The organism is Streptomyces termitum, assembly GCF_014650175.1.
GTDB lineage: Bacteria > Actinomycetota > Actinomycetes > Streptomycetales > Streptomycetaceae > Streptomyces > Streptomyces termitum.
The window spans coordinates 284844-304673 of record NZ_BMUL01000006.1; the positions used below are offsets into that span (position 1 = coordinate 284844).

General features: G+C 72.7%; 18 protein-coding genes. 2 read left to right on the forward strand and 16 right to left on the reverse strand.

Features of this window, described 5'->3' with window-relative positions; all coding sequences use genetic code 11:
• Window positions 1-75 precede the first annotated feature (75 nt).
• From IE219_RS14195 to rsmH, 16 genes are all read right to left on the reverse strand, one after another.
• Window positions 76-1143: a DivIVA domain-containing protein gene (locus IE219_RS14195; protein ID WP_189977081.1), complete on the reverse strand. Its 1068-nt coding sequence runs from the start codon at window positions 1141-1143 to the stop codon at window positions 76-78.
• Window positions 1144-1210: 67 nt separating this feature from the next.
• Window positions 1211-1501 carry a YggT family protein gene (locus IE219_RS14200; protein ID WP_189977083.1) on the reverse strand — a complete coding sequence of 97 codons (291 nt, stop codon included), beginning with the start codon at window positions 1499-1501 and terminating at the stop codon, window positions 1211-1213.
• 82 nt (window positions 1502-1583) lie between these two features.
• Window positions 1584-2204, reverse strand: a complete 621-nt coding sequence (locus IE219_RS14205) for a cell division protein SepF (protein ID WP_189977085.1) — start codon at window positions 2202-2204, stop codon at window positions 1584-1586.
• Window positions 2205-2325: 121 nt separating this feature from the next.
• Entirely contained in the window at window positions 2326-3045 is a 720-nt protein-coding gene (locus tag IE219_RS14210) for a YggS family pyridoxal phosphate-dependent enzyme (protein ID WP_189977321.1), read from the reverse strand.
• Window positions 3046-3062: 17 nt separating this feature from the next.
• Window positions 3063-3797 (reverse strand): peptidoglycan editing factor PgeF, encoded by a 735-nt coding sequence (gene pgeF / locus IE219_RS14215; RefSeq protein ID WP_189977087.1) that lies wholly within the window; start codon window positions 3795-3797, stop codon window positions 3063-3065.
• The gene (gene ftsZ / locus IE219_RS14220; RefSeq protein ID WP_189977089.1) at window positions 3794-5005 is read right to left on the reverse strand and encodes a cell division protein FtsZ; all 1212 of its coding nucleotides are present in this window, start codon (window positions 5003-5005) and stop codon (window positions 3794-3796) included. The genes pgeF and ftsZ overlap by 4 nt, the downstream gene beginning before the upstream one ends.
• A 278-nt stretch (window positions 5006-5283) precedes the next feature.
• On the reverse strand, window positions 5284-6087 hold the full coding sequence (locus IE219_RS14225; RefSeq protein ID WP_189977091.1) for a cell division protein FtsQ/DivIB: 804 nt from the start codon (window positions 6085-6087) through the stop codon (window positions 5284-5286).
• Window positions 6088-6112: 25 nt separating this feature from the next.
• Entirely contained in the window at window positions 6113-7207 is a 1095-nt protein-coding gene (murG, locus tag IE219_RS14230; protein WP_189977093.1) for an undecaprenyldiphospho-muramoylpentapeptide beta-N-acetylglucosaminyltransferase, read from the reverse strand.
• A gap of 6 nt (window positions 7208-7213) precedes the next feature.
• Complete coding sequence (gene ftsW / locus IE219_RS14235) at window positions 7214-8545, reverse strand: putative lipid II flippase FtsW (protein WP_189977095.1); 1332 nt, start codon at window positions 8543-8545, stop codon at window positions 7214-7216.
• A gap of 57 nt (window positions 8546-8602) precedes the next feature.
• Window positions 8603-10042 carry a UDP-N-acetylmuramoyl-L-alanine--D-glutamate ligase gene (murD, locus tag IE219_RS14240; RefSeq protein ID WP_189977097.1) on the reverse strand — a complete coding sequence of 480 codons (1440 nt, stop codon included), beginning with the start codon at window positions 10040-10042 and terminating at the stop codon, window positions 8603-8605.
• Window positions 10024-11094, reverse strand: coding sequence for a phospho-N-acetylmuramoyl-pentapeptide-transferase (mraY, locus tag IE219_RS14245; RefSeq protein ID WP_189977099.1), 1071 nt, complete (start codon window positions 11092-11094; stop codon window positions 10024-10026). The genes murD and mraY overlap by 19 nt, the downstream gene beginning before the upstream one ends.
• On the reverse strand, window positions 11091-12515 hold the full coding sequence (locus IE219_RS14250; protein WP_189977101.1) for a UDP-N-acetylmuramoyl-tripeptide--D-alanyl-D-alanine ligase: 1425 nt from the start codon (window positions 12513-12515) through the stop codon (window positions 11091-11093). Before IE219_RS14250 ends, mraY begins: the two co-directional genes overlap by 4 nt.
• Window positions 12516-12519: 4 nt before the next feature.
• On the reverse strand, window positions 12520-14178 hold the full coding sequence (locus IE219_RS14255; protein ID WP_189977103.1) for a UDP-N-acetylmuramoyl-L-alanyl-D-glutamate--2,6-diaminopimelate ligase: 1659 nt from the start codon (window positions 14176-14178) through the stop codon (window positions 12520-12522).
• An 18-nt stretch (window positions 14179-14196) separates the two neighbouring features.
• Window positions 14197-16161 (reverse strand): peptidoglycan D,D-transpeptidase FtsI family protein, encoded by a 1965-nt coding sequence (locus tag IE219_RS14260; protein ID WP_189977105.1) that lies wholly within the window; start codon window positions 16159-16161, stop codon window positions 14197-14199.
• A 7-nt stretch (window positions 16162-16168) separates the two neighbouring features.
• Complete coding sequence (gene ftsL / locus IE219_RS14265; RefSeq protein ID WP_229849755.1) at window positions 16169-16717, reverse strand: cell division protein FtsL; 549 nt, start codon at window positions 16715-16717, stop codon at window positions 16169-16171.
• On the reverse strand, window positions 16714-17670 hold the full coding sequence (gene rsmH / locus IE219_RS14270; RefSeq protein WP_189977107.1) for a 16S rRNA (cytosine(1402)-N(4))-methyltransferase RsmH: 957 nt from the start codon (window positions 17668-17670) through the stop codon (window positions 16714-16716). The genes ftsL and rsmH overlap by 4 nt, the downstream gene beginning before the upstream one ends.
• Window positions 17671-18071: 401 nt before the next feature.
• Between rsmH and IE219_RS14275 the strand changes: the two genes are divergently transcribed.
• On the forward strand, window positions 18072-18635 hold the full coding sequence (locus IE219_RS14275) for a beta-class carbonic anhydrase (protein WP_229849756.1): 564 nt from the start codon (window positions 18072-18074) through the stop codon (window positions 18633-18635).
• A gap of 148 nt (window positions 18636-18783) precedes the next feature.
• On the forward strand, window positions 18784-19824 hold the full coding sequence (locus IE219_RS14280) for an AAA family ATPase (RefSeq protein WP_373298831.1): 1041 nt from the start codon (window positions 18784-18786) through the stop codon (window positions 19822-19824).
• The last annotated feature ends 6 nt before the right edge of the window (window positions 19825-19830 follow it).

Here is a 19830-nt window from a genome sequence, read left to right on the forward strand (position 1 = left end):
TACAGGAGGAAACTCCCGTACCCGGCCCTTCGGCTGCCGACGGCCAACGTGCTCAGAGCACGTTCAGGCGCCGCCTCAGTTGTCGTCCTCGTCGATCAGGAAGCCGCGCATCGGCGCCGGCGCCTGCATCGGCTGCGGCGCCTGCGGGCGGACCGGAGCCATCGGCTGCGTCATCGCCGGGGCCATCTGCTGCTGGCCGCCGTAGGACGGGCCGCCCATGGACGGACCGCCGCCCATCGGGCCGTTGGCACCGTAGGACGGGGCACCCGCACCGGCCGACGCCATGGACGGGGCCGGCGGCAGCGAAGCGGCGGCCGGGGTCCGCGGCGGGGCGAGCGAGTCGTCCGCCTGGCTGTCCAGCTGGCGCAGCTGGGACTCCAGGTAGGACTTCAGCCGCGTGCGGTACTCGCGCTCGAAGCCGCGCAGGTCCTCGACCTTGCGCTCCAGCGTGGCGCGGGCGGACTCCAGGGAGCCCATCGCGACGCGGTGCTTCTCCTGCGCGTCCCGCTCCAGCGCGTCGGCCTTGGCGCGGGCGTCCCGCTCCAGGCCCTCGGCGCGGGAGCGCGCCTCGCCGACGATCTTGTTGGCCTCGGAGCGGGCCTCGGCGATCGCCTGGTCGGCGGTCTGCTGGGCCAGCGAGAGGACACGCGCGGCGCTGTCGCCGCCGGGGCCCTGCTGGGGCTGCGGCTGCGGCGGCATCTGCTGCTGCGGGTGGCCCATGGGGCCGCCCTGCATCGGGCCGGGACCCATCGGTCCGCCCTGCATCGGGCCCGGACCCATGGGTCCGCCCTGCATGGGGCCGGCGGGAAGCTGGGGGGCACCGGAAGGCAGCTGCGGCGGGCCCATCTGCGGCGGCTGCTGCTGGACCGGCGGTCCGGATATGGCGGCGGGCACGGGAGCCCCGGGTCCGACGGGACGGTCCTGCGGCTCCGGCGGCTTGCGCATGGCCTGCTGCTGGTTCTGCGCGGCGGCGCGCGTCGCGGCGGCCAGCTTGGCGCGCAGGTCCTCGTTCTCGCGGAGCAGGCGGGTCAGCTCGGCCTCGACCTCGTCGAGAAAGGCATCGACCTCGTCCTCGTCATAGCCTTCTCGAAGGCGGACGGTCGTGAACTGCTTGTTCCGCACGTCCTCGGGGGTCAGCGGCATCTCTTCTTCACCTCTACGTAGTCGTCGGCAGTCGGCAAGACCGTATCGTCCACTCTCTCCTCCACCGTCACCTCGCGAGAGTGCTGACGACGGAGATCAGGATGTAGACGATGATCATCAGAACGAAGAAGGACAGGTCGAGTGCCACGCCCCCGAGACGCAGCGGCGGGATCAGCCGCCGCAGAAGCTTGAGCGGTGGATCGGTGACCGTGTAGGTGGCCTCCAGAACGACCACCATCGCCTTGCCGGGCTGCCATGAACGGGCGAACTGGAAGACGTAGTCCATGACCAGCCGGAAGATCAGGAAGACGAGGAAGCACATCAGCGCGATGTAGACCACCTGTAGTGCGACGCCCATCCCGCGGTTCCCTCTCCCCTGGCTCTCGTGCTCTCACTTGCTTCCGGCCGCCCCTGCGGCCGGTCCGTCCGGTCTCGTGTTCTCAGCTCTGGTTGAAGAATCCGCCCTCTGCGATACGGGCCTTGTCCTCCGCCGTGACATCGACGTTAGCAGGCGACAACAGGAACACCTTCTGCGTCACGCGCTCAATGCTGCCATGGAGTCCGAAGACCAGTCCGGCGGCAAAGTCGACAAGTCGCTTCGCGTCGGTGTCGTCCATCTCCGTGAGGTTCATGATCACCGGAGTGCCCTCACGGAAGTGTTCCCCGATGGTACGGGCCTCGTTGTAGGTCCGGGGGTGCAGTGTGGTGATGCGGTACGGCTCCCGCTCGGACACGACCTTGGGCATGATCACCGGTGCGTTCTTCTCCAGGCTCGGGCGTTCGGGTGTGATGGATGCCACGGGGGCAATTCGGGCCGGACGACCGCTTTCGGCGAGTACCGGGACAGAGTGGGCGACCGGCTCCCGGGGGGCCGGGGGTGCCACCACGCGCACCGGTTCCTCGCGCTCGACCTGGCGCGGGGGGGTGTGGCGCCGCTCCCTCTCGGGCTCCGGCTCCAGCTCGGGCTCGAAGTCGTCGTCGGGGTCGAAGCCCCGGCCGTCGTACCCATCGTCCTCCACGAGACCGAGGTAGACCGCCATCTTGCGCATCGCGCCGGCCATGCTCCGCTTCCTCCGCTCTGTGGTGGATCGGCCTCGTCACCAAGTGCCAGCGATCCACGGGCCACTCCGCCGTTCACGGAATGACCATATTTTCTGCTGTGGTCCGACCTGCTTGGCGACGTTACCCGAGCTTCGGGCGGACACCGAGTACCGCCGTACCGACGCGTACGTGTGTCGCCCCGGCAGCGACGGCGTCCTCGAGGTCCGCACTCATCCCCGCTGACACCATGTTCGCAGCCGGACGGTCCGCGCGCAGGGCAGTCGACAAATCCATCAGCCGGTCGAAGGCCGCCCGTTGCCGTCCGGCGTACGCGCCGACCAGCGGGGCCACGGTCATCAGACCGTCGAGCCGCACGCCCGGGGCCCGGTCGAGGGCCTCGGCCAACTCCCCGATCCCGTCCGGCGCGACGCCGCCGCGGTCGCCGCGGCCGCCGGCCTCGGCGTCGAGGGCGACCTGGATCAGGCAGCCGAGCTCGCGCCCGGCCCTCTCCGCCGCGGCGGAGAGCGAGGAGACCAGTTTCAGCCGGTCGACGGATTGCACCACATCGGCATAACCCACCACAGATCTGACCTTGTTGGTCTGCAACTGACCGACGAAGTGCCAGGTGAGATCGAGATCGGCACAGGCGGCGGCCTTGGGGGCGGCGTCCTGGTCGCGGTTCTCGGCCACGTGCCGGACACCGAGTCCGTGCAGGATGCGCACATCGCTCGCCGGGTAGGTCTTGGTGACCACGATCAGGGTCACCTCCTCGCGCGGGCGGCCTGCGGCGGCGCAGGCGGCGGCGATCCGCTCCTCCACCCGTGCCAGGTTCGCGGCGAGTTCGGCCGTACGGTCCGTCACGTCTTCGTCCTGCCCCATCAGCGGTCCAACCAGACATATCCCGCGAGTCGCCCCGTGGTGCGGTCCCGGCGGTACGAGTAGTGGTCGCCGGACTCCAGGGTGCAGACCCCGGCGTCCTCGACGTCCGTCACGCCGAGCCGCGCGAGCTGGGCGCGGACCCCGGCGGCGACGTCGACGGCGGGGGTGCCCCAGGAGGTCTCGGCCCAGGCGTCGGGTTCGGCGGCGGCGACCTCGGCGCGCATCGCCTCCGGCACCTCGTAGCAGCGGCCGCAGACGGCGGGGCCGGTGCGGGCGGTGATCCGGCCGGGCTCGGCGCCGAGTCCGGTCATCGCGGCGACGGCGGCGGGGACGACCCCGGCGACCATGCCGGGCCGTCCGGCGTGGGCGGCGGCGACGACCCCGGCGACCGGGTCGGCGAGGAGGACGGGGACGCAGTCGGCGGTGAGGACCGCGAGGGCGAGGCCGCGCCGGGTGGTCACGAGCGCGTCGACGGCGGGGACGGGACCGCCGTCCTCCCAGGGGCCGTCGACCACGGCGACGCCGGCGCCGTGGACCTGGTTCATCCAGACCACCCGGGCCGGGTCGAGGCCGAGGGCGGCGGCGGCGCGGCCCCGGTTGGCGCGGACGGCCTCCGGGGCGTCGCCGACGGCGCCGCCGAGGTTGAGCTCCTCGTACGGAACGGCGCTCACCCCGCCCCACCGGTCGGTGAAGGCGAAGTGCGCGCCGCTCGTCGTGAGGTGGTGCCCTATCACTTCAGGAAGTCCGGGACGTCCAGTTCCTCGGCCGGGCTGTCCGCGTACGGGCGGGCCGGCGGGACCACCGGCGGGACGGGCGGGAGCGGCGCCTCGTGGTGGACGGCCGGGGCCGGCTCCGGGGCGGCGGGCTCCTCGCGGGGGGAGACCGTGCCGAGTCCGCCGAGCGGGCGGGGGGTCTCGGCGGCGCGGGGGGCCGGGGCCGGCTCCTCGCGCTTGGCGGTGACCGAGCCGATGATGTTGTCCCGGCGGGCCGGCGGCTGGCCGCCGTCGAAGCCGGCCGCGATGACGGTGACCCGGACCTCGTCGCCGAGGGCGTCGTCGATGACGGCGCCGAAGATGATGTTCGCCTCGGGGTGGGCGGCCTCGCTCACCAGCTGGGCGGCCTCGTTGATCTCGAAGAGGCCGAGGTCGCTGCCGCCGGAGATGGAGAGGAGCACGCCGCGGGCGCCGTCGATGGACGCCTCCAGGAGTGGCGAGGAGATCGCCATCTCGGCGGCGGCCACGGCGCGGTCGTCGCCGCGGGCGGAGCCGATGCCCATGAGGGCGGAGCCGGCCTCGGACATGACCGACTTGACGTCGGCGAAGTCGAGGTTGATGAGGCCGGGGGTGGTGATGAGGTCGGTGATGCCCTGGACGCCGCTGAGCAGGACCTGGTCGGCCGACTTGAAGGCGTCGAGCACCGAGACCTGGCGGTCCGAGATGGACAGCAGCCGGTCGTTCGGGATGACGATGAGGGTGTCGACCTCTTCGCGGAGCTCGGCGATGCCGTCCTCCGCCTGGTTGGCGCGGCGGCGGCCCTCGAAGGTGAACGGGCGGGTGACCACGCCGATCGTCAGGGCGCCGAGCGAGCGCGCGATGTTGGCGACGACGGGGGCGCCGCCGGTGCCGGTGCCGCCGCCCTCGCCGGCGGTGACGAAGACCATGTCGGCCCCCTTGAGGACCTCCTCGATCTCCTCGCGGTGGTCCTCGGCCGCCTTGCGGCCGACGGCGGGGTTGGCCCCGGCCCCCAGGCCGCGGGTCAGTTCACGGCCGACGTCGAGCTTGACGTCGGCGTCGCTCATCAACAGCGCCTGTGCGTCGGTGTTGATGGCGATGAACTCGACGCCCTTGAGGCCGACCTCGATCATTCGGTTGATGGCATTGACACCACCGCCGCCGACACCGATGACCTTGATGACTGCGAGGTAGTTCTGCGGTGCTGCCACGTCGAAGGCCTCTCGCCTCGAGTTACGTGCCGCCGCTGCGCTGTGGTTGGTGCGCCGCGACGGCGGATGCCGATGGGGTGGTCCGGACGCCGACCCCAACCCTAACGTTGAAGTTTAGGGTTACCAGTGTCTCTGTTCGCTGGACTCTTCCGGACAGGACACTAAGTCGACAAGTGGCGCGCGTTCAACGAACACGCCGAACCTCCCGTTTTTCTTTTCACCCTATGTGATCACCCGTAGCGCTGGCCAACCAGGGTGCTGACCGGCACATATGCGCGTCAACTACCCGACGAGGCGGGCGCGCTGGGAGCACTTACGTCGAAGTGTCCCGCTTTGGGGGTCGCCTTCATGAGGGCGGTGAGCACCCGGGCCTTGACGGGCCCGTGTTCGGCACTGCCCCAGAAGACGGTGCGTCCCCGGGCGAGTTCCAGAGTGACGGAGTCGTACGAGGAAAGCCGTACGACACGAGTGTCCTTCGCGATCGCGTCGGGGAGTTCACCCCGGACGCGTACCGCTTCGGCGAGCAGCCGGTCCGCGTCGAAGCGGCGCAGGCTGGGCGAAGCGGCGGCGTCGAGGACGAGGCGGGGGACGCCGGGGGGCGGGGTGGTGACGGTCGCGAACGGAACGGCGGTGGCGTCGACTTCGACGAATCGCCCGCTTTTCTCCATGAGGAGCACAGGTTTCCGTTCCGTCACCTTCAGCGTGATTTCGTGCGGCCAGGAGCGTTTCACCTCGATCGAGGCGATCCGGGGGAGTTCGTCCCGCAGTCGGGCCTCGATGGCTCCGGTGTCGACGGTGACCAGCGGGGCGCCGACCGGGACGGCGGCGACGGACTCGACCTGGGCCCGGGTGAGGACTCCGGTGCCCGAAGTCTTCACACGTTCTACACGGAACCAGCTGGAGCCGTAGAGGGCCCAGACCGTGCCGCCGACGAGCAGGAGCACGCCGGCGGCGATCAGCGAGAGGCGCAGGGCGGACGAACGGAGGAGCCCGCCGCGGCCCTCCGGCCGGGGCGGCCGGCCCGACGGTCCTCTGGATCTCCCGGTGCCGCGCTTCTCCGCGGTCGTCGGTCCGGCTGCCACACGCGCCTCCTGCCTCGGTCCTCCGCTACGCCTGCCGGCGGGCGGCGATCGCCTCGTACACCATCCCGACGAGCAGGTCGTCGGCGTCCCGGCGGCCGAACTCGGAGGCGGCGCGGGACATCTCGTAGAGCCGGTGCGGATCGGCCAGTACGGGCAGGACGTTGCCCTGCACCCACTGCGGGGTCAGCTCCGCGTCGTCGACGAGGAGACCGCCGCCCGCCTTGACCACCGGCTGCGCGTTGAGCCGCTGTTCGCCGTTGCCGATGGGCAGCGGCACGTAGGCGGCGGGCAGTCCGACGGCGGAGAGCTCGGCGACGGTCATGGCGCCGGCGCGGCAGAGCATCATGTCGGCCGCCGCGTAGGCGAGATCCATCCGGTCCACGTACGGTACCGGCACGTAGGGCGGCATTCCGGGCATGTTGTCCACGCGCGGCAGTTCGTTCTTCGGGCCGACCGCGTGCAGGATCTGGATGCCGGAGCGCTGGAGCACCGGGGCGACCTGCTGGATGACCTCGTTGAGCCGCCGGGCGCCCTGGGAGCCGCCGGAGACGAGCAGGGTCGGCAGGTTGGGGTCGAGGCCGAAGGCGGCGCGCGCCTCGGGCCGGACCCGGGCCCGGTCGAGGGTGGCGATGGTGTGCCGCAGCGGGATGCCGATGTAACGGGCGTTGCGGAGCTTGGAGTCGGGGGTGGCGACGCCGACCCCGGCCGCGTACCGCGAGCCGATCTTGTTGGCCAGGCCGGGCCGGGCGTTGGCCTCGTGGACCACGATCGGCACGCCGAGGCGCTTGGCCGCGAGGTAGCCCGGCAGCGCCACGTAGCCGCCGAAGCCGACCACGCAGTCCGCCTTGGTGCGCTCCAGGACCTGCTCGGCGGCCTTGATGGTGCCGCGCAGCCGTCCGGGGACGGTGATCAGCTCGGGGGTGGGCCTGCGGGGCAGCGGCACGGCGGGGATGAGCGCCAGCTCGTAGCCCCGTTCGGGGACGAGCCGGGTCTCCAGGCCCTTCTCCGTGCCCAGCGCCGTGATGCCCACGCTGGGGTCCTGCCTGCGCAGGGCGTCCGCGAGGGCGAGCGCCGGCTCGATGTGACCGGCGGTCCCCCCGCCGGCGAGTACGACATGCACCGAAATTCACCGCTCTCCGGACGGGCGCTTCTTGACGCGCCGTCGCATCGACTTCCATCTCACCGCGGCCCGCTTGCCCCAGCCGGGGCGGCGCATGGCCAGGGCCGCCTTCGCGGCGGGTTCCTGTCGCGCGAAGGCGATCAGGAGCCCGACGGCGAACATGGTCGGCAGCAGGGCCGACCCCCCGTACGAGAACAGCGGGAGGGGGACACCGGCGATCGGCAGCAGACCGAGCACCGCACCGATGTTGACCACGGCCTGGGCCGTGATCCAGGTGGTCACGCCTCCCGCGGCGAATCTCACGAAGGGGTCCTCCGTGCGTCCGGCCACGCGGATACCCGCATAGCCTAGGGCCGCGAACAGGGCGAGCACCGACAGCGTCCCCGCGAGGCCCAGTTCCTCACCGGTCACCGCGAAGATGAAGTCGGTGTGCGCTTCGGGCAGTTGGCCCCATTTTTCCACACTCGCCCCGAGTCCGGAACCGAACCATCCGCCCGACGCCAGAGCATAGATACCGTGCGCGGCCTGGAGGCACGGGGCCCCCTCGCCGCCCGGGTCGGTGGCCCCGATGCACTGGAATCGCCGCATCCGGTTGTCGCTGGTCTTGATCAGCAGGAAGCCGATGGAGACCGCGACCACCAGCACCCCGGCGAAGAGGCGGGTCGGCGCGCCCGCCGTCCACAACAGGCCGAAGAGGATGGCCGCGAGGATGATCGAGGTGCCCATGTCGCCGCCGAGCATGATCAGCCCGAGCAGCATGAAGGTGCCCGGGACCAGCGGCACCAGCATGTGCTTCCACTGCGTGAGCAACTTCATGTCGTGCTTGCGGGCGAGCAGGTCGGCGCCCCACAGGATCAGCGCCAGCTTGCCGAACTCGCTGGGCTGGAGCTGGAAGGGGCCGCCGAGCGAGATCCAGTTCTGGTTGCCGTTGACCGCGTGCCCTATCCCCGGGATCTGCACCAGCACCATCAGGAAGACCGCGCCGACCAGGATCGGATAGGCCAGCGCCCGGTGCAGCCGGACCGGCATCCGGGAGGCGGCGAACAGCAGCCCGGCGCCCAGGACCGCGGCGAAGAACTGCTTCCGGAAGAAGTACGACGGCACCAGGTCGTAGGTGAGCGCCGTGATCATCGACGCCGAGTAGACCATCACCAGGCCGAGCCCGGTGATGAGCAGGCCGGCGCCGATGATCACGTAGTACGCGGTCAGCGGCCGGTCCCAGGTCCGGCGCAGGCGCGCGGGCAGTCCCCGTACGCCTCCGCCGCGCGGGGCCGCGGGCATCCGCCCCCCGCCACGGGCGGCGGACGGACGGCGTGGCCCGGCGATCTTGCTCGGCATGGTGTCGCTGCCCCCTCCGGTCGGGCCCGGTGCGGCCGGACCCGTCCGCTGGCCGGGTCAGGCGTCTCCGGTGGCGGCGAGCTCGCGGACCGCGTCCGCGAACGCCTCGCCCCGCTTGTTGTAGTTGGTGAACATGTCCATCGAGGCGCAGGCCGGGGCCAGGAGGACGGTGTCCCCCGGGCGGGCGAGCCGGGCCGCCTCGCGGACCGCCTCGGACATCGCCCCAGTGTCGGTCCGGTCGAGGTCCACCACCGGCACCTCCGGCGCGTGTCGCGCCAGGGCTTCGCGGATCAGCGCGCGGTCCGCGCCCATCAGGACGACCCCGCGCAGCCGCTTCGCGGAGCGCTCCACCAGCTCGTCGAAGGTGGCGCCCTTGGCGAGGCCGCCGGCGATCCAGACGATCGGCTCGTAGGCCGCCAGGGAGGCTTCGGCGGCGTGGGTGTTGGTGGCCTTGGAGTCGTCCACGTACATCACGCCCCCGACCTCCTCCACCGGCTCGATCCGGTGCGGGTCGGGGCGGAAGGCGCGCAGCCCCTCGCGGACGGCCTTCGCGTCGACGCCGAAGGCGCGGGCGAGGGCGGCGGCGGCGAGCGCGTTGGCGATGTTGTGCGGGGCCGGCGGGCGGACGTCGGCGACCTCCGCCAGCTCCTGGGCGTTCTTCTGCCGGTTCTCGACGAAGGCCCGGTCGACGAGGAGGCCCTCGACGACGCCGAGCTGGGACGGGCCGGGGGTGCCGAGGGTGAAGCCGATCGCCCGGCAGCCCTCCTCGACGTCGGCCTCGCGGACCAGTTCCTCGGTGGCCGGGTCGGCCGTGTTGTACACGCAGGCGACCTGGTTGCCCTCGTAGATCCGGCCCTTGTCGGCGGCGTACGCCTCCATCGAGCCGTGCCAGTCGAGGTGGTCGGGCGCCAGGTTGAGCACGGCGGCCGAGTGGGCGCGGACGGAGGGCGCCCAGTGCAGCTGGTAGCTGGAGAGCTCGACGGCGAGGACGTCGTACTCCTCCTCGCCGAGGACGGCGTCGAGGAGCGAGACGCCGATGTTGCCGACGGCGGCGGTCCGCAGCCCGGCGGCCTCCAGGATGGAGGCGAGCATCCGGGTGGTGGTGGTCTTGCCGTTGGTGCCGGTGACGGCCAGCCAGGGGGCCGCGCCGGGGCCGCGCAGGCGCCAGGCCAGCTCGACGTCGCCCCAGACCTCCACGCCCGCCGCCGCGGCGGCCGCGAAGAGCGGCTTGTCCGGCTGCCAGCCGGGCGCGGTGACGACCAGTTCGGTGCCGGCCGGCAGGGTCGCCCCGTCGCCGAGGCGGACGGTGATCCCGTCCGCCTCCAGGGCGGCGGCCTGGGTACGGGACCGCTCGTCGTCGCCGTCGTTGACCACGGTCACGACGGCGCCCCGGGCGGCCAGGGCGCGGGCGGCCGGGATGCCCGACACGCCGAGTCCCGCGACCGTGACCCGCTTGCCCCGCCAGTCCAGCTGTTCGCTCACTTGTCGGCTGCCCATCCCGCGTAGAAGAGGCCCAGGCCCACGATGACGCACATGCCCTGGATGATCCAGAACCGGACGACGACCAGGACCTCGGACCACCCCTTGAGTTCGAAGTGGTGCTGGAGGGGGGCCATCCGGAAGACGCGCTTGCCGGTCATCTTGAACGAGCCGACCTGGATGACCACGGAGAGCGTGATCAGCACGAACAGGCCGCCGAGCAGCGCGAGCAGCAGCTCCGTGCGGGAGCAGATGGCGAGACCGGCCAGCGCGCCGCCGAGCGCGAGGGAGCCGGTGTCGCCCATGAAGATCTTGGCGGGCGAGGTGTTCCACCACAGGAAGCCGAAGCAGGCGCCCATGAGGGCGGAGGCCACCACCGCGAGGTCGAGCGGGTCGCGGACCTCGAAGCAGGCGTTCGGGTTGGTGAGGGTCAGCGCGTTGGCGCAGGACTCCTGGAACTGCCACAGCCCGATGAAGGTGTAGGCGCCGAAGACCATCACGGAGGCGCCGGTCGCCAGACCGTCCAGGCCGTCCGTCAGGTTCACGCCGTTGGACATGGCCAGGATCATGAAGAGAGCCCAGACCACGAAGAGGACCGGGCCGATCGCCCAGCCGAAGTCGGTGATGAAGGAGAGCTTCGTGGAGGCCGGGGCGAGGCCGCGCGAGTCGGAGAACTGGAGCGCGAGCACCGCGAAGGCGATGCCCACGATCAGCTGTCCGGCCATCTTCGCCTTGGCCCGCAGGCCCAGCGACCGCTGCTTGACGATCTTGATGTAGTCGTCGAGGAAGCCGACCAGGCCCATGCCGGTCATCAGGAAGAGGACGAGCACGCCCGAGTACGAGACGGGCTCGCCGGTGATGACCTTGGCCAGGGCGTAGGCGATCAGGGTCGCCAGGATGAAGGAGATGCCGCCCATGGTGGGCGTGCCCTTCTTCCCGGCGTGGCCGCGCGGGCCGTCGTCCCGGATGAACTGCCCGTAGCCCTTGCGGGCCAGCAGCTTGATCAGCAGCGGGGTGCCGATCAGGGTGAGGAAGAGGCCGATGGCCCCCGCGAAGAGGATCTGCCTCATCGGCCGGCCACCTCGCCCTCGGCGTCGAGCAGTGCCAGGGCCACCTGCTCAAGACCGACCGACCGGGACGCCTTCACCAGGACCACGTCCCCCGGACGCAGTTCCCTGCGCAACAGGTCGACCGCCGCCCGTGCGTCGGACACGTGCACCGACTCCTCACCCCACGAACCCTCGTTGTAGGCGCCCAGTTGCAACCAGGACGCTTCCCTGTCCCCGACCGCGACGAGCTTGCTGACGTTGAGCCGGACGGCGAGCCGTCCGACCGCGTCGTGCTCGGCGAGCGACGCGTCACCGAGCTCGGCCATCTTGCCGAGCACCGCCCACGTGCGGGCCCCTCGGGCCTGTCCGGCCCTGCCCATGGCCGCGAGCGCGCGCAGGGCGGCTCGCATGGACTCGGGGTTCGCGTTGTAGGCGTCGTTGACGATCGTCACGCCGTCCGGACGCTCGGTGACCTCCATGCGCCAGCGGGACAGGGAGCCGGCCTCGGAGAGCGCGGTGGCGATCTCGTCGACAGGCATGCCCAGCTCGTGCGCGACGGCGGCTGCCGCGAGCGCGTTCGACACGTGGTGCTCACCGTACAGGCGCAAGGTCACGTCGCTGCACCCGGTGGGTGTGTGGAGGCGGAAAGAAGGCCGGCCGGCGTCGGTGAGACGGACGTTCTCGGCACGTACGGCCGCTTCGTCCGCTTCTCCGAAGAGGGTCACGCGGGCCTTGGTGCGGCTCGCCATCGCGCGGACGAGGGGGTCGTCGGCGTTGAGCACCGCCACTCCCCCGTCCTCGGCGGACGGCAGCGACTCGACCAGCTCGCCCTTGGCCCGCGCGATCTGCTCGCGTCCGCCGAACTCGCCGATGTGGGCGGTGCCCACGTTGAGGACGAGCCCGATCCGGGGCGGGGTGAGCCCGGTCAGGTAGCGGATGTGGCCGATGCCGCGGGCGCCCATCTCCAGGACGAGGTGCCGGGTCTCCCCGGTGGCCGTCAGCGCGGTGAGTGGCAGGCCGATCTCGTTGTTGAGGGAGCCGGGCGTCCAGACGGTGGGCGCGTGCCGGTCGAGGACCTGGGCGATCAGGTCCTTGGTGGAGGTCTTGCCGGCCGAGCCGGTGAGGGCGACGACATCGGTGCCGAGCCGCTCGACGACCGCGCGGGCGAGGGCGCCGAGAGCGCCCTGCACGTCGTCCACGACGATCGCGGGGACGCCGACGGGGCGGGCGGCGAGCACCGCCGCCGCACCCGCCTCGACGGCGCGCACCGCGTAGTCGTGGCCGTCGACGCGCTCCCCGGCGAAGGCGGCGAAGAGACTGCCGGGCTTCACCTCACGGGAGTCGATGACGACGGGCCCGGTGATCCGGGCGGCCGGATCCGGTATGTCGTGCGCCTGCCCGCCGACGATTTCGGCGATCTCGGCGAGGGAGAGGGCGATCACTGCTTCATCCCTGACTGTTCTGGTGACGGTGTTCGATCGCTGCGCGCAGGACCTGGCGGTCGTCGAAGGGACGGACCGTCCCGGCGATCTCCTGGCCCTGTTCGTGGCCCTTGCCGGCGACCAGGACGGTGTCGCCCGGCTCGGCGCGGGCGACGGCCGCCGCGACGGCGGCGGCCCGGTCGGGCTCGACCAGGACGTCGCCGCGCTCCGCGGCGGGCACCTCGGAGGCGCCCGCGAGCATCGCGGTGAGGATGGCGAGCGGGTCCTCGGACCGGGGGTTGTCGGAGGTCAGTACGGCGGTGTCGGCGAGCCGGGCCGCGGCGGCGCCCATCGGGCCGCGCTTGGTGGTGTCCCGGTCGCCGCCGCAGCCGATGACCACGTGCAGCCGTCCCCCGGTGACCTCGCGCAGCGAGCGGAGCACCGATTCGACGGCGTCGGTCTTGTGCGCGTAGTCGACGACGGCGAGGTACGGCTGGCCGGCGTCGACCCGCTCCAGCCGGCCGGGGACGCCGGGGACGGCGGCGACGCCGTCGGCGGCCGTCCTCGGGTCGAGGCCGGCGGTGGCGAGGGTGGCGACGGCGGCGAGGGCGTTGGCGACGTTGAAGGGGCCGGGCAGCGGGGCGGTGGCGGGGATCCGCACGCCGCCGGGGCCGACGGCGGTGAAGGTGGAGTCGGCGGCGCCCAGGACGACGTCCTCGGCGCGCCAGTCGGCGTCGGCGCGGCCCTCGGCGGAGAAGGTGACGACCGGGACGGACGCCTCCTTCGCGAGCCGGCGGCCGTACGCGTCGTCGGCGTTCACGACGCCCACGCGGCTGCGCGCGGGGGTGAAGAGGCTCGCCTTGGCCCGGAAGTAGTCCTCCATGTCGGAGTGGAACTCCATGTGTTCCGGGCTGAGGTTGTTGAAGACGGCGACGTCGAAGACGCAGCCGTCGACCCGGCCGAGCACGAGGGCGTGGCTGGAGACCTCCATGGCGACGGCCTCGACGCCGCGCTCGCGCATGACGGCGAAGAGGGCCTGGAGGTCGGTGGCCTCGGGGGTGGTGCGCTCGGACTTGATGCGCTCGTCGCCGATCCGCATCTCGACGGTGCCGACCAGGCCGGTGTGCTTCCCGGCGCCGCGCAGCCCCCCCTCGACGAGGTAGGCCGTGGTGGTCTTGCCGGAGGTGCCGGTGATGCCGATGCTCAGCAGGCCCTCGCCGGGGCGGCCGTAGATCTCGGCGGCCAGCTCACCCATCCGGCCGCGCGGGTCCTCGACGACGAGGACCGGCAGGCCGGTGGCGGCGGCGCGGTCGGCGCCGGCCGGGTCGGTGAGGACGGCGGCGGCACCGAGTCCGGCGGCCTGGGCGGCGAAGTCGGCGCCGTGCAGGCGGGCTCCGGCGAGGGCCGCGTAGACGTCGCCGGGGCGCACGGCCCGGGAGTCGTGGGTGATCCCCGAGACCCGGACGTCCTGTGCGGCGGCGGGGAGCTCGGTGCCCAGCCGTGCCGCGAGCTCGCCCAGGGGTGTCGGGCGGGCCCGCTCCGGGCGGGGCGGGGTGGTTCGGGACTGATCAGCGTGTGGCACGGCGGTGAGCGTACCGGGCTCACCCTGCGGGGGACCAAACGAGCGGGGGGCGTCGCCGGAGTTCGCGTTCCGGTTCCCGGAGTGGGGGGTGATCGTCGTCACTGGTGGTGCTCCCGGGGGTCACGGGGTGGGTTCGAAGGTGACCGGCAGGTCGGCCGGCCGGCTGCCGGTGGGGGCCACGTGGAGGGTCTTGAGGGCGAACTCCATGACCTTCTTGTAGATGGGTCCGCAGATCTGGCCGCCGAAGTAGCTGCCCTTTGTGGGGTTCTGGATGGCGCAGTAGACGGTGACGCGCGGCTTGTCGGCGGGGGCGAAGCCGGCGAAGGAGGCGGTGTAGCCCTTGTAGCGGCCGAGTTCAGGGTCCACCCGGTTGGCGGTGCCGGTCTTGCCGGCGACGCGGTAGCCGGGGATGGCGGCCTTGGTGCCGGTGCCCTCCTCGCTGACGACGGACTCCAGCATCCGGGCGAGGGCGGTGGCGGTCTTCTCGCTGACGACCCGGGTCTCGGCGGGCCGCGGGGCGGGGGTGAAGCGGCCGTCGGGGCCCTGGGTGCCGCGGACGAGGGTGGGGGCGACGCGTACGCCTCCGTTGGCGATGGTGGAGTAGACGGAGGCGGCCTGGAGGGCGTTGACGGAGAGGCCCTGGCCGAAGGGGATCGTGTACTGCTGCGAGGTGGACCACTTCTGGGGCTTGGCGAGGATGCCGGGGGTCTCGCCGGGGAAGCCGAGGCCGGTGGGGCTGCCGATGCCGAAGCGGCGGAGGTAGTCGTCGAGGACCCGGTTGGACTCGGCCTGGGTCCGGCCGAGCTGGCCGGTGGCGAGGATGGTGCCGATGTTGCTGGAGCGGGCGAGGACGCCGTTGAGCGTCAGGTACCAGGTCTTGTGGTCGACGTCGTCCTTGAAGAGGCGGTCGCCCCGGTGGAGCCGGTTGGGGACGGTGACGTGGGTGTCGGGGGCGGCCCTGCCCTCCTCCAGGACGGCGGCCATCGACATCACCTTGCTGGTGGAGCCGGGTTCGTAGGCGTCCTGGAGGGCGGCGTTGCCGAGGGTGGCGGCGTCGGCGGCGGAGAGGTCGTTGGGGTCGAAGCCGGGGGCGTTGGCCATGGCGAGGACCTCGCCGGTGCGGGTGTCCTGGACGATGACGTAGCCGCGGTCGGCCTTCGACTTCCGCACCTGTTCGGTGATGGCCCGCTGGGCGGCCCACTGGATGTCCCGGTCGATGGTGAGTTCGATGTCGGAGCCGGGCACGGCGGGGGTGCCCTGGGAGCCGGCGGTGGGGACCTGGCGGCCGTTGGACTGGGTGAAGCGGATGGTGCCGTCGCGGCCGGCGAGCTGGGGGTCGAGCATGGACTCGACGCCGCCGGAGCCGCGGCCCTCGGCGTTGACGTAGCCCAGTATCCCGGCGGCGAGGTCGCCGTTGGGGTAGACCCGCTTGGTGCTGGGCTCGCTGAGGACGCCGCCGAGGAGGTTGACCCGGTTGCCGCCGGGGGCCTGCGCCTTCTGCCCGTACAGCTTCTTGAGGTCCTTGATCTGGTTCCACACCTGCGGGGTCTGCTTGCGGGCGAGGAGGGTGTAGCGGGACTTGGGGGTGCGGAGCTTCTTGGCGAGGTCGGCCGGGGCCTTGCCCAGGATCGGGGCGAGGAGGGCGGCGGCCTGCTCGGGCGCGTCGCGGACCTTGGACTCCTCGGGGGTGAAGAGCTTGGGGTCGGCGGTGATGTCGTAGGCGTCGACGCTGGTGGCGAGGGCGATGCCGTTGCGGTCGGTGATCTCGCCGCGTTCGGCGGAGAGCGTGTACTCCTGGAAGCGGTACTTGTCGGCCTTGGCCGCGTACGCGCCGGCGTCGACGGCCTGGACCTGGAGCAGCCGCACCACGAAGACCAGCATGACGAGGGTGAGCCCGACCGAGATCAGCCGCAGCCGGGGGCGGGGGCTGCCGAGCGTGAGGGTGCGGGGCCGGCGGGCGGGCGGCCGGGGCGCGGGGCGGCGGGCGGCCGGACGCGGCGCGGGCCGGGGGGCGCGGGCTCCGGCGGCGGGCCGGGGGCGGGCGGGGCCGGGGACGCGGCGGCGCGGGGGCTCCTGGGAGGGCACGGCTCGGTCACCTGCCGGAGGTCGTGGGGGCGGTCGCGGGCGGTGTCGGGGTGGTGCCGGGCCCGGGTGTCGTCGGGGTGGTGCCGGAGTCGGGGGTCGCGGTCCCGGTGGCCTTCGGCGCGCCGGACGGGGTGGCGTCGGGGGCGGCGTCGGTCGGGGGCGGGGTCGGGGTCGGGGTGGGCTCCGGGGAGGGGGCCGGTTCGGGGTCGCCGAGGACCGTGCCGCCGGGGCCGAGGAAGGCGGGGCTGCCGCCGGGGACCATGCCGAGCTCGCGGGCGCGGCGCTCCAGGGCGTCGGGGGCCGCGTAGGCGTCGACGTCGCGCTGGAGGGCCTGCTCCTCGTCGGTGAGCGCGGTGGTGCGGTCCTTGAGCTCGCGGAGCCGGAAGGAGCCCTGGTTGAGGGCGGAGTTGAGCATCAGCAGGCTGATGAGGCCGCCGCCGAGGAGGACGACGACGAGCAGGACGAAGGGGGTGCGGGCGGCCGGTCCCGAGCGGGCCGGCATCAGCCGGCCGAGCCGGGCGGCCCGGCCCTTGAGCGGCCCCCGCGCCCCGGTCACAGCACGTCCGCCCGGATGCGCTCGACGCCCCGCAGCCGGGCGGGGGCGGCCCGGCGGTTCTCGGCGATCTCCTCCTCGGTGGGGAGTTCGGCGCCGCGGGTGAGGAGTTTGAGGCGGGGCTGGTACTGCTCGGGGACGACCGGCAGTCCGGGCGGGGCGGTGGTGGCCGCGCCGGCCGCGAAGACCTGCTTGACGAGCCGGTCCTCCAGGGAGTGGTACGAGAGGACGGCGACGCGGCCGCCGACGGCGAGGGCCTTCACGGCGGCCGGGATCGCCCTTTCCAGGACGCTCAGTTCGCCGTTGACCTCGATGCGCAGGGCCTGGAAGGTGCGCTTGGCGGGGTTGCCGCCGGTGCGCTTGGCGGCCTGCGGGAGGGCGTCGCGGATGAGTTCGACGAGCCGGGCGCTGTTGCCGAAGGGCTCCTTGTCGCGCTCGCGGACGACGGCGGAGACGATCCGCTTGGCCTGCTTCTCCTCGCCGTACGCCCGCAGGATGCGGACGAGTTCGCCGGCCGGGTAGGTGTTGAGGACCTCGGCGGCGCTGATGCCGGTCGTCTGGTCCATGCGCATGTCGAGCGGGGCGTCCTGCGCGTAGGCGAAGCCGCGGTCGGCCTCGTCGAGCTGCATGGAGGAGACGCCGAGGTCGAAGAGGACGCCCTCGACCCGGTCGATGCCGAGCCGGTCGAGGACCTCGGGCAGTTCGTCGTAGACGGCGTGGACGAGGGTGGCGCGGTCCCCGTAGGGGGCGAGCCGCTCGCCGGAGAGGCGCAGGGCCTCCTTGTCGCGGTCGAGGGCGACGAGCCGGGCCTCGGGGAAGGCGCGGAGGAGGGCCTCGCTGTGTCCGCCGAGGCCCAGGGTGCAGTCGACGACGACGGCGCCGGGGCGCTGGAGGGCCGGGGCCAACATGTCCATGCACCGCTGGAGCATCACCGGGACGTGTCGGTCGTTGCTCAACGCACCCTCTCAGATCGGTCACGGGGGTACGTACGGCCGGGGTCCCGCCCGCTCGGGGGACGACGGGCGGTCGTCCGGTGCCGGAGGGGGCGCATCGGCCGGCCGGCGAGCGGGGAGGGGCGAGCCGCGGGTGCCGCCGCGCACAGAATGGGGAGAAACCGTTTCGAATCGATCGATTGTCTCCGTGAACTCCGCGTCACTCTAGTCCACGGACCGGGCCGGTCAATCAACCGGCGGGCGCGTCGCGCGGCGCCGGGGGCGCGCGGGCGGACCCCGGTTCGTTCACCCGTCCGGCGGCGCCGGAGGGGTGCTGTGGGGTGACTCACACATGGGTTCCTTGGCATTCTTTGTCCGCTTCTCACAGCGGTGCCGCCGGGCCGGTGCCCACTACCGTCGGAACCATGACGACCTCCGCACACCCCTCCCCCGGCGCCCTGCTCGCCGGTGCCCCGGTCACCGACCGGCTCGTCGAGGCGAACGCGCGGTACGCCGCCGGCTTCCGCGACCCCGGCATGGACGCGCACCCGGTGCTCCGGGTCGCCGTCGTCGCCTGCATGGACGCCCGGCTCGACCTGCACGCGGCGCTCGGCCTCGAACTGGGCGACTGCCACACCGTGCGCAACGCGGGCGGGGTCGTCACCGACGACGTGATCCGCTCGCTCACCATCAGCCAGCGGGCCCTGGGCACCCGCAGCGTGATGCTGGTGCACCACACCGGCTGCGGCCTGGAGTCGCTCACCGAGGACTTCCGGCACGAGCTGGAGGACGAGGTGGGGCAGCGCCCGGCCTGGGCGGTGGAGGCGTTCCGGGACGTGGACCAGGACGTGCGGCAGTCGATGCAGCGGGTCAGGACCTCGCCGTTCCTGCCGCACACCGACGACGTCCGGGGCTTCGTCTTCGACGTGACCACCGGCCTGCTGCGCGAGATAGACCCGCGTAGCAGCACATCTTTCGACGCCGCGTAAGACCGCAAACCCCGGCATTTCGCCTGCGGTTGTCCGCAGTCGAGTGACACGGCCCGGCAAACCCAACAAGAATGCCGGGGTGACACACCCCCGACCATCCCACCGGGGGCGGGTGTCCCGTGTTCCTGCAAGGCCGAGGAGGGCCGGGGTGACGACCTACGACGAGCGGGCGAGCCAGGGGGGTGCCCCCACCCGAGCGGAGTCGGGCGCCGGGGCCGACCTGACCACGACCGCGGAGCGGATCCGCGGCTCGGTGGAGAGCGTGATCGAGGGCAAGCCCGAGGTCGTACGGCTCGCGCTGACGGTGCTGCTCGCCGAGGGCCACCTCCTCATCGAGGACGTGCCCGGCGTCGGCAAGACCATGCTCGCCAAGACGCTCGCGCGGTCCATCGACTGCTCGGTGCGCCGCATCCAGTTCACCCCCGACCTGCTCCCGTCGGACGTCACGGGCGTGTCGATCTTCGACCAGCAGCGGCGGGAGTTCGAGTTCAAGCCCGGCGCGATCTTCGCCCAGATCGTCATCGGCGACGAGATCAACCGCGCCTCGCCCAAGACCCAGTCCGCGCTCCTGGAGTCGATGGAGGAGCGCCAGGTCACCATCGACGGCCAGACCTACGAGCTGCCCAGCCCGTTCATGGTCGTGGCCACCCAGAACCCGGTCGAGATGGAGGGCACCTACCCGCTGCCCGAGGCCCAGCGCGACCGCTTCATGGCCCGCGTCTCCATCGGCTACCCGAGCGCCGAGGCCGAGTTCCAGATGCTCGACGTGCACGGCGCGGCCAGCCCGCTGGACGGGCTGCGCCCGGTCGCCCACGCCCACGACGTCCTGCGGCTGATCGAGTCGGTCCGCGCGGTGCACGTCGCTGACTCCGTCCGGCGGTACGCCGTGGACGTCGTCGCCGCCACCCGCAACCACCCCGACCTGCGGCTCGGCGCCTCCCCCCGCGCCACCCTCCACCTGCTGCGGGCCGCCCGCGCCTCCGCCGCCCTCGCCGGCCGCGCCTACGTGCTGCCCGACGACCTCCAGGCGCTGGCCGCCCCGGTCCTCGCCCACCGGCTGCTGCCCACCGCGCAGGCCCAGCTCAACCGCCGTACCGCCGAGCAGGTCGTCCACGACATCCTCCAGCGGACCCCGGTGCCGTCCTCGGCGCCGCCCCACGGCCGGCAGCCCGGAGGCCGGCAGCTGTGACGACCA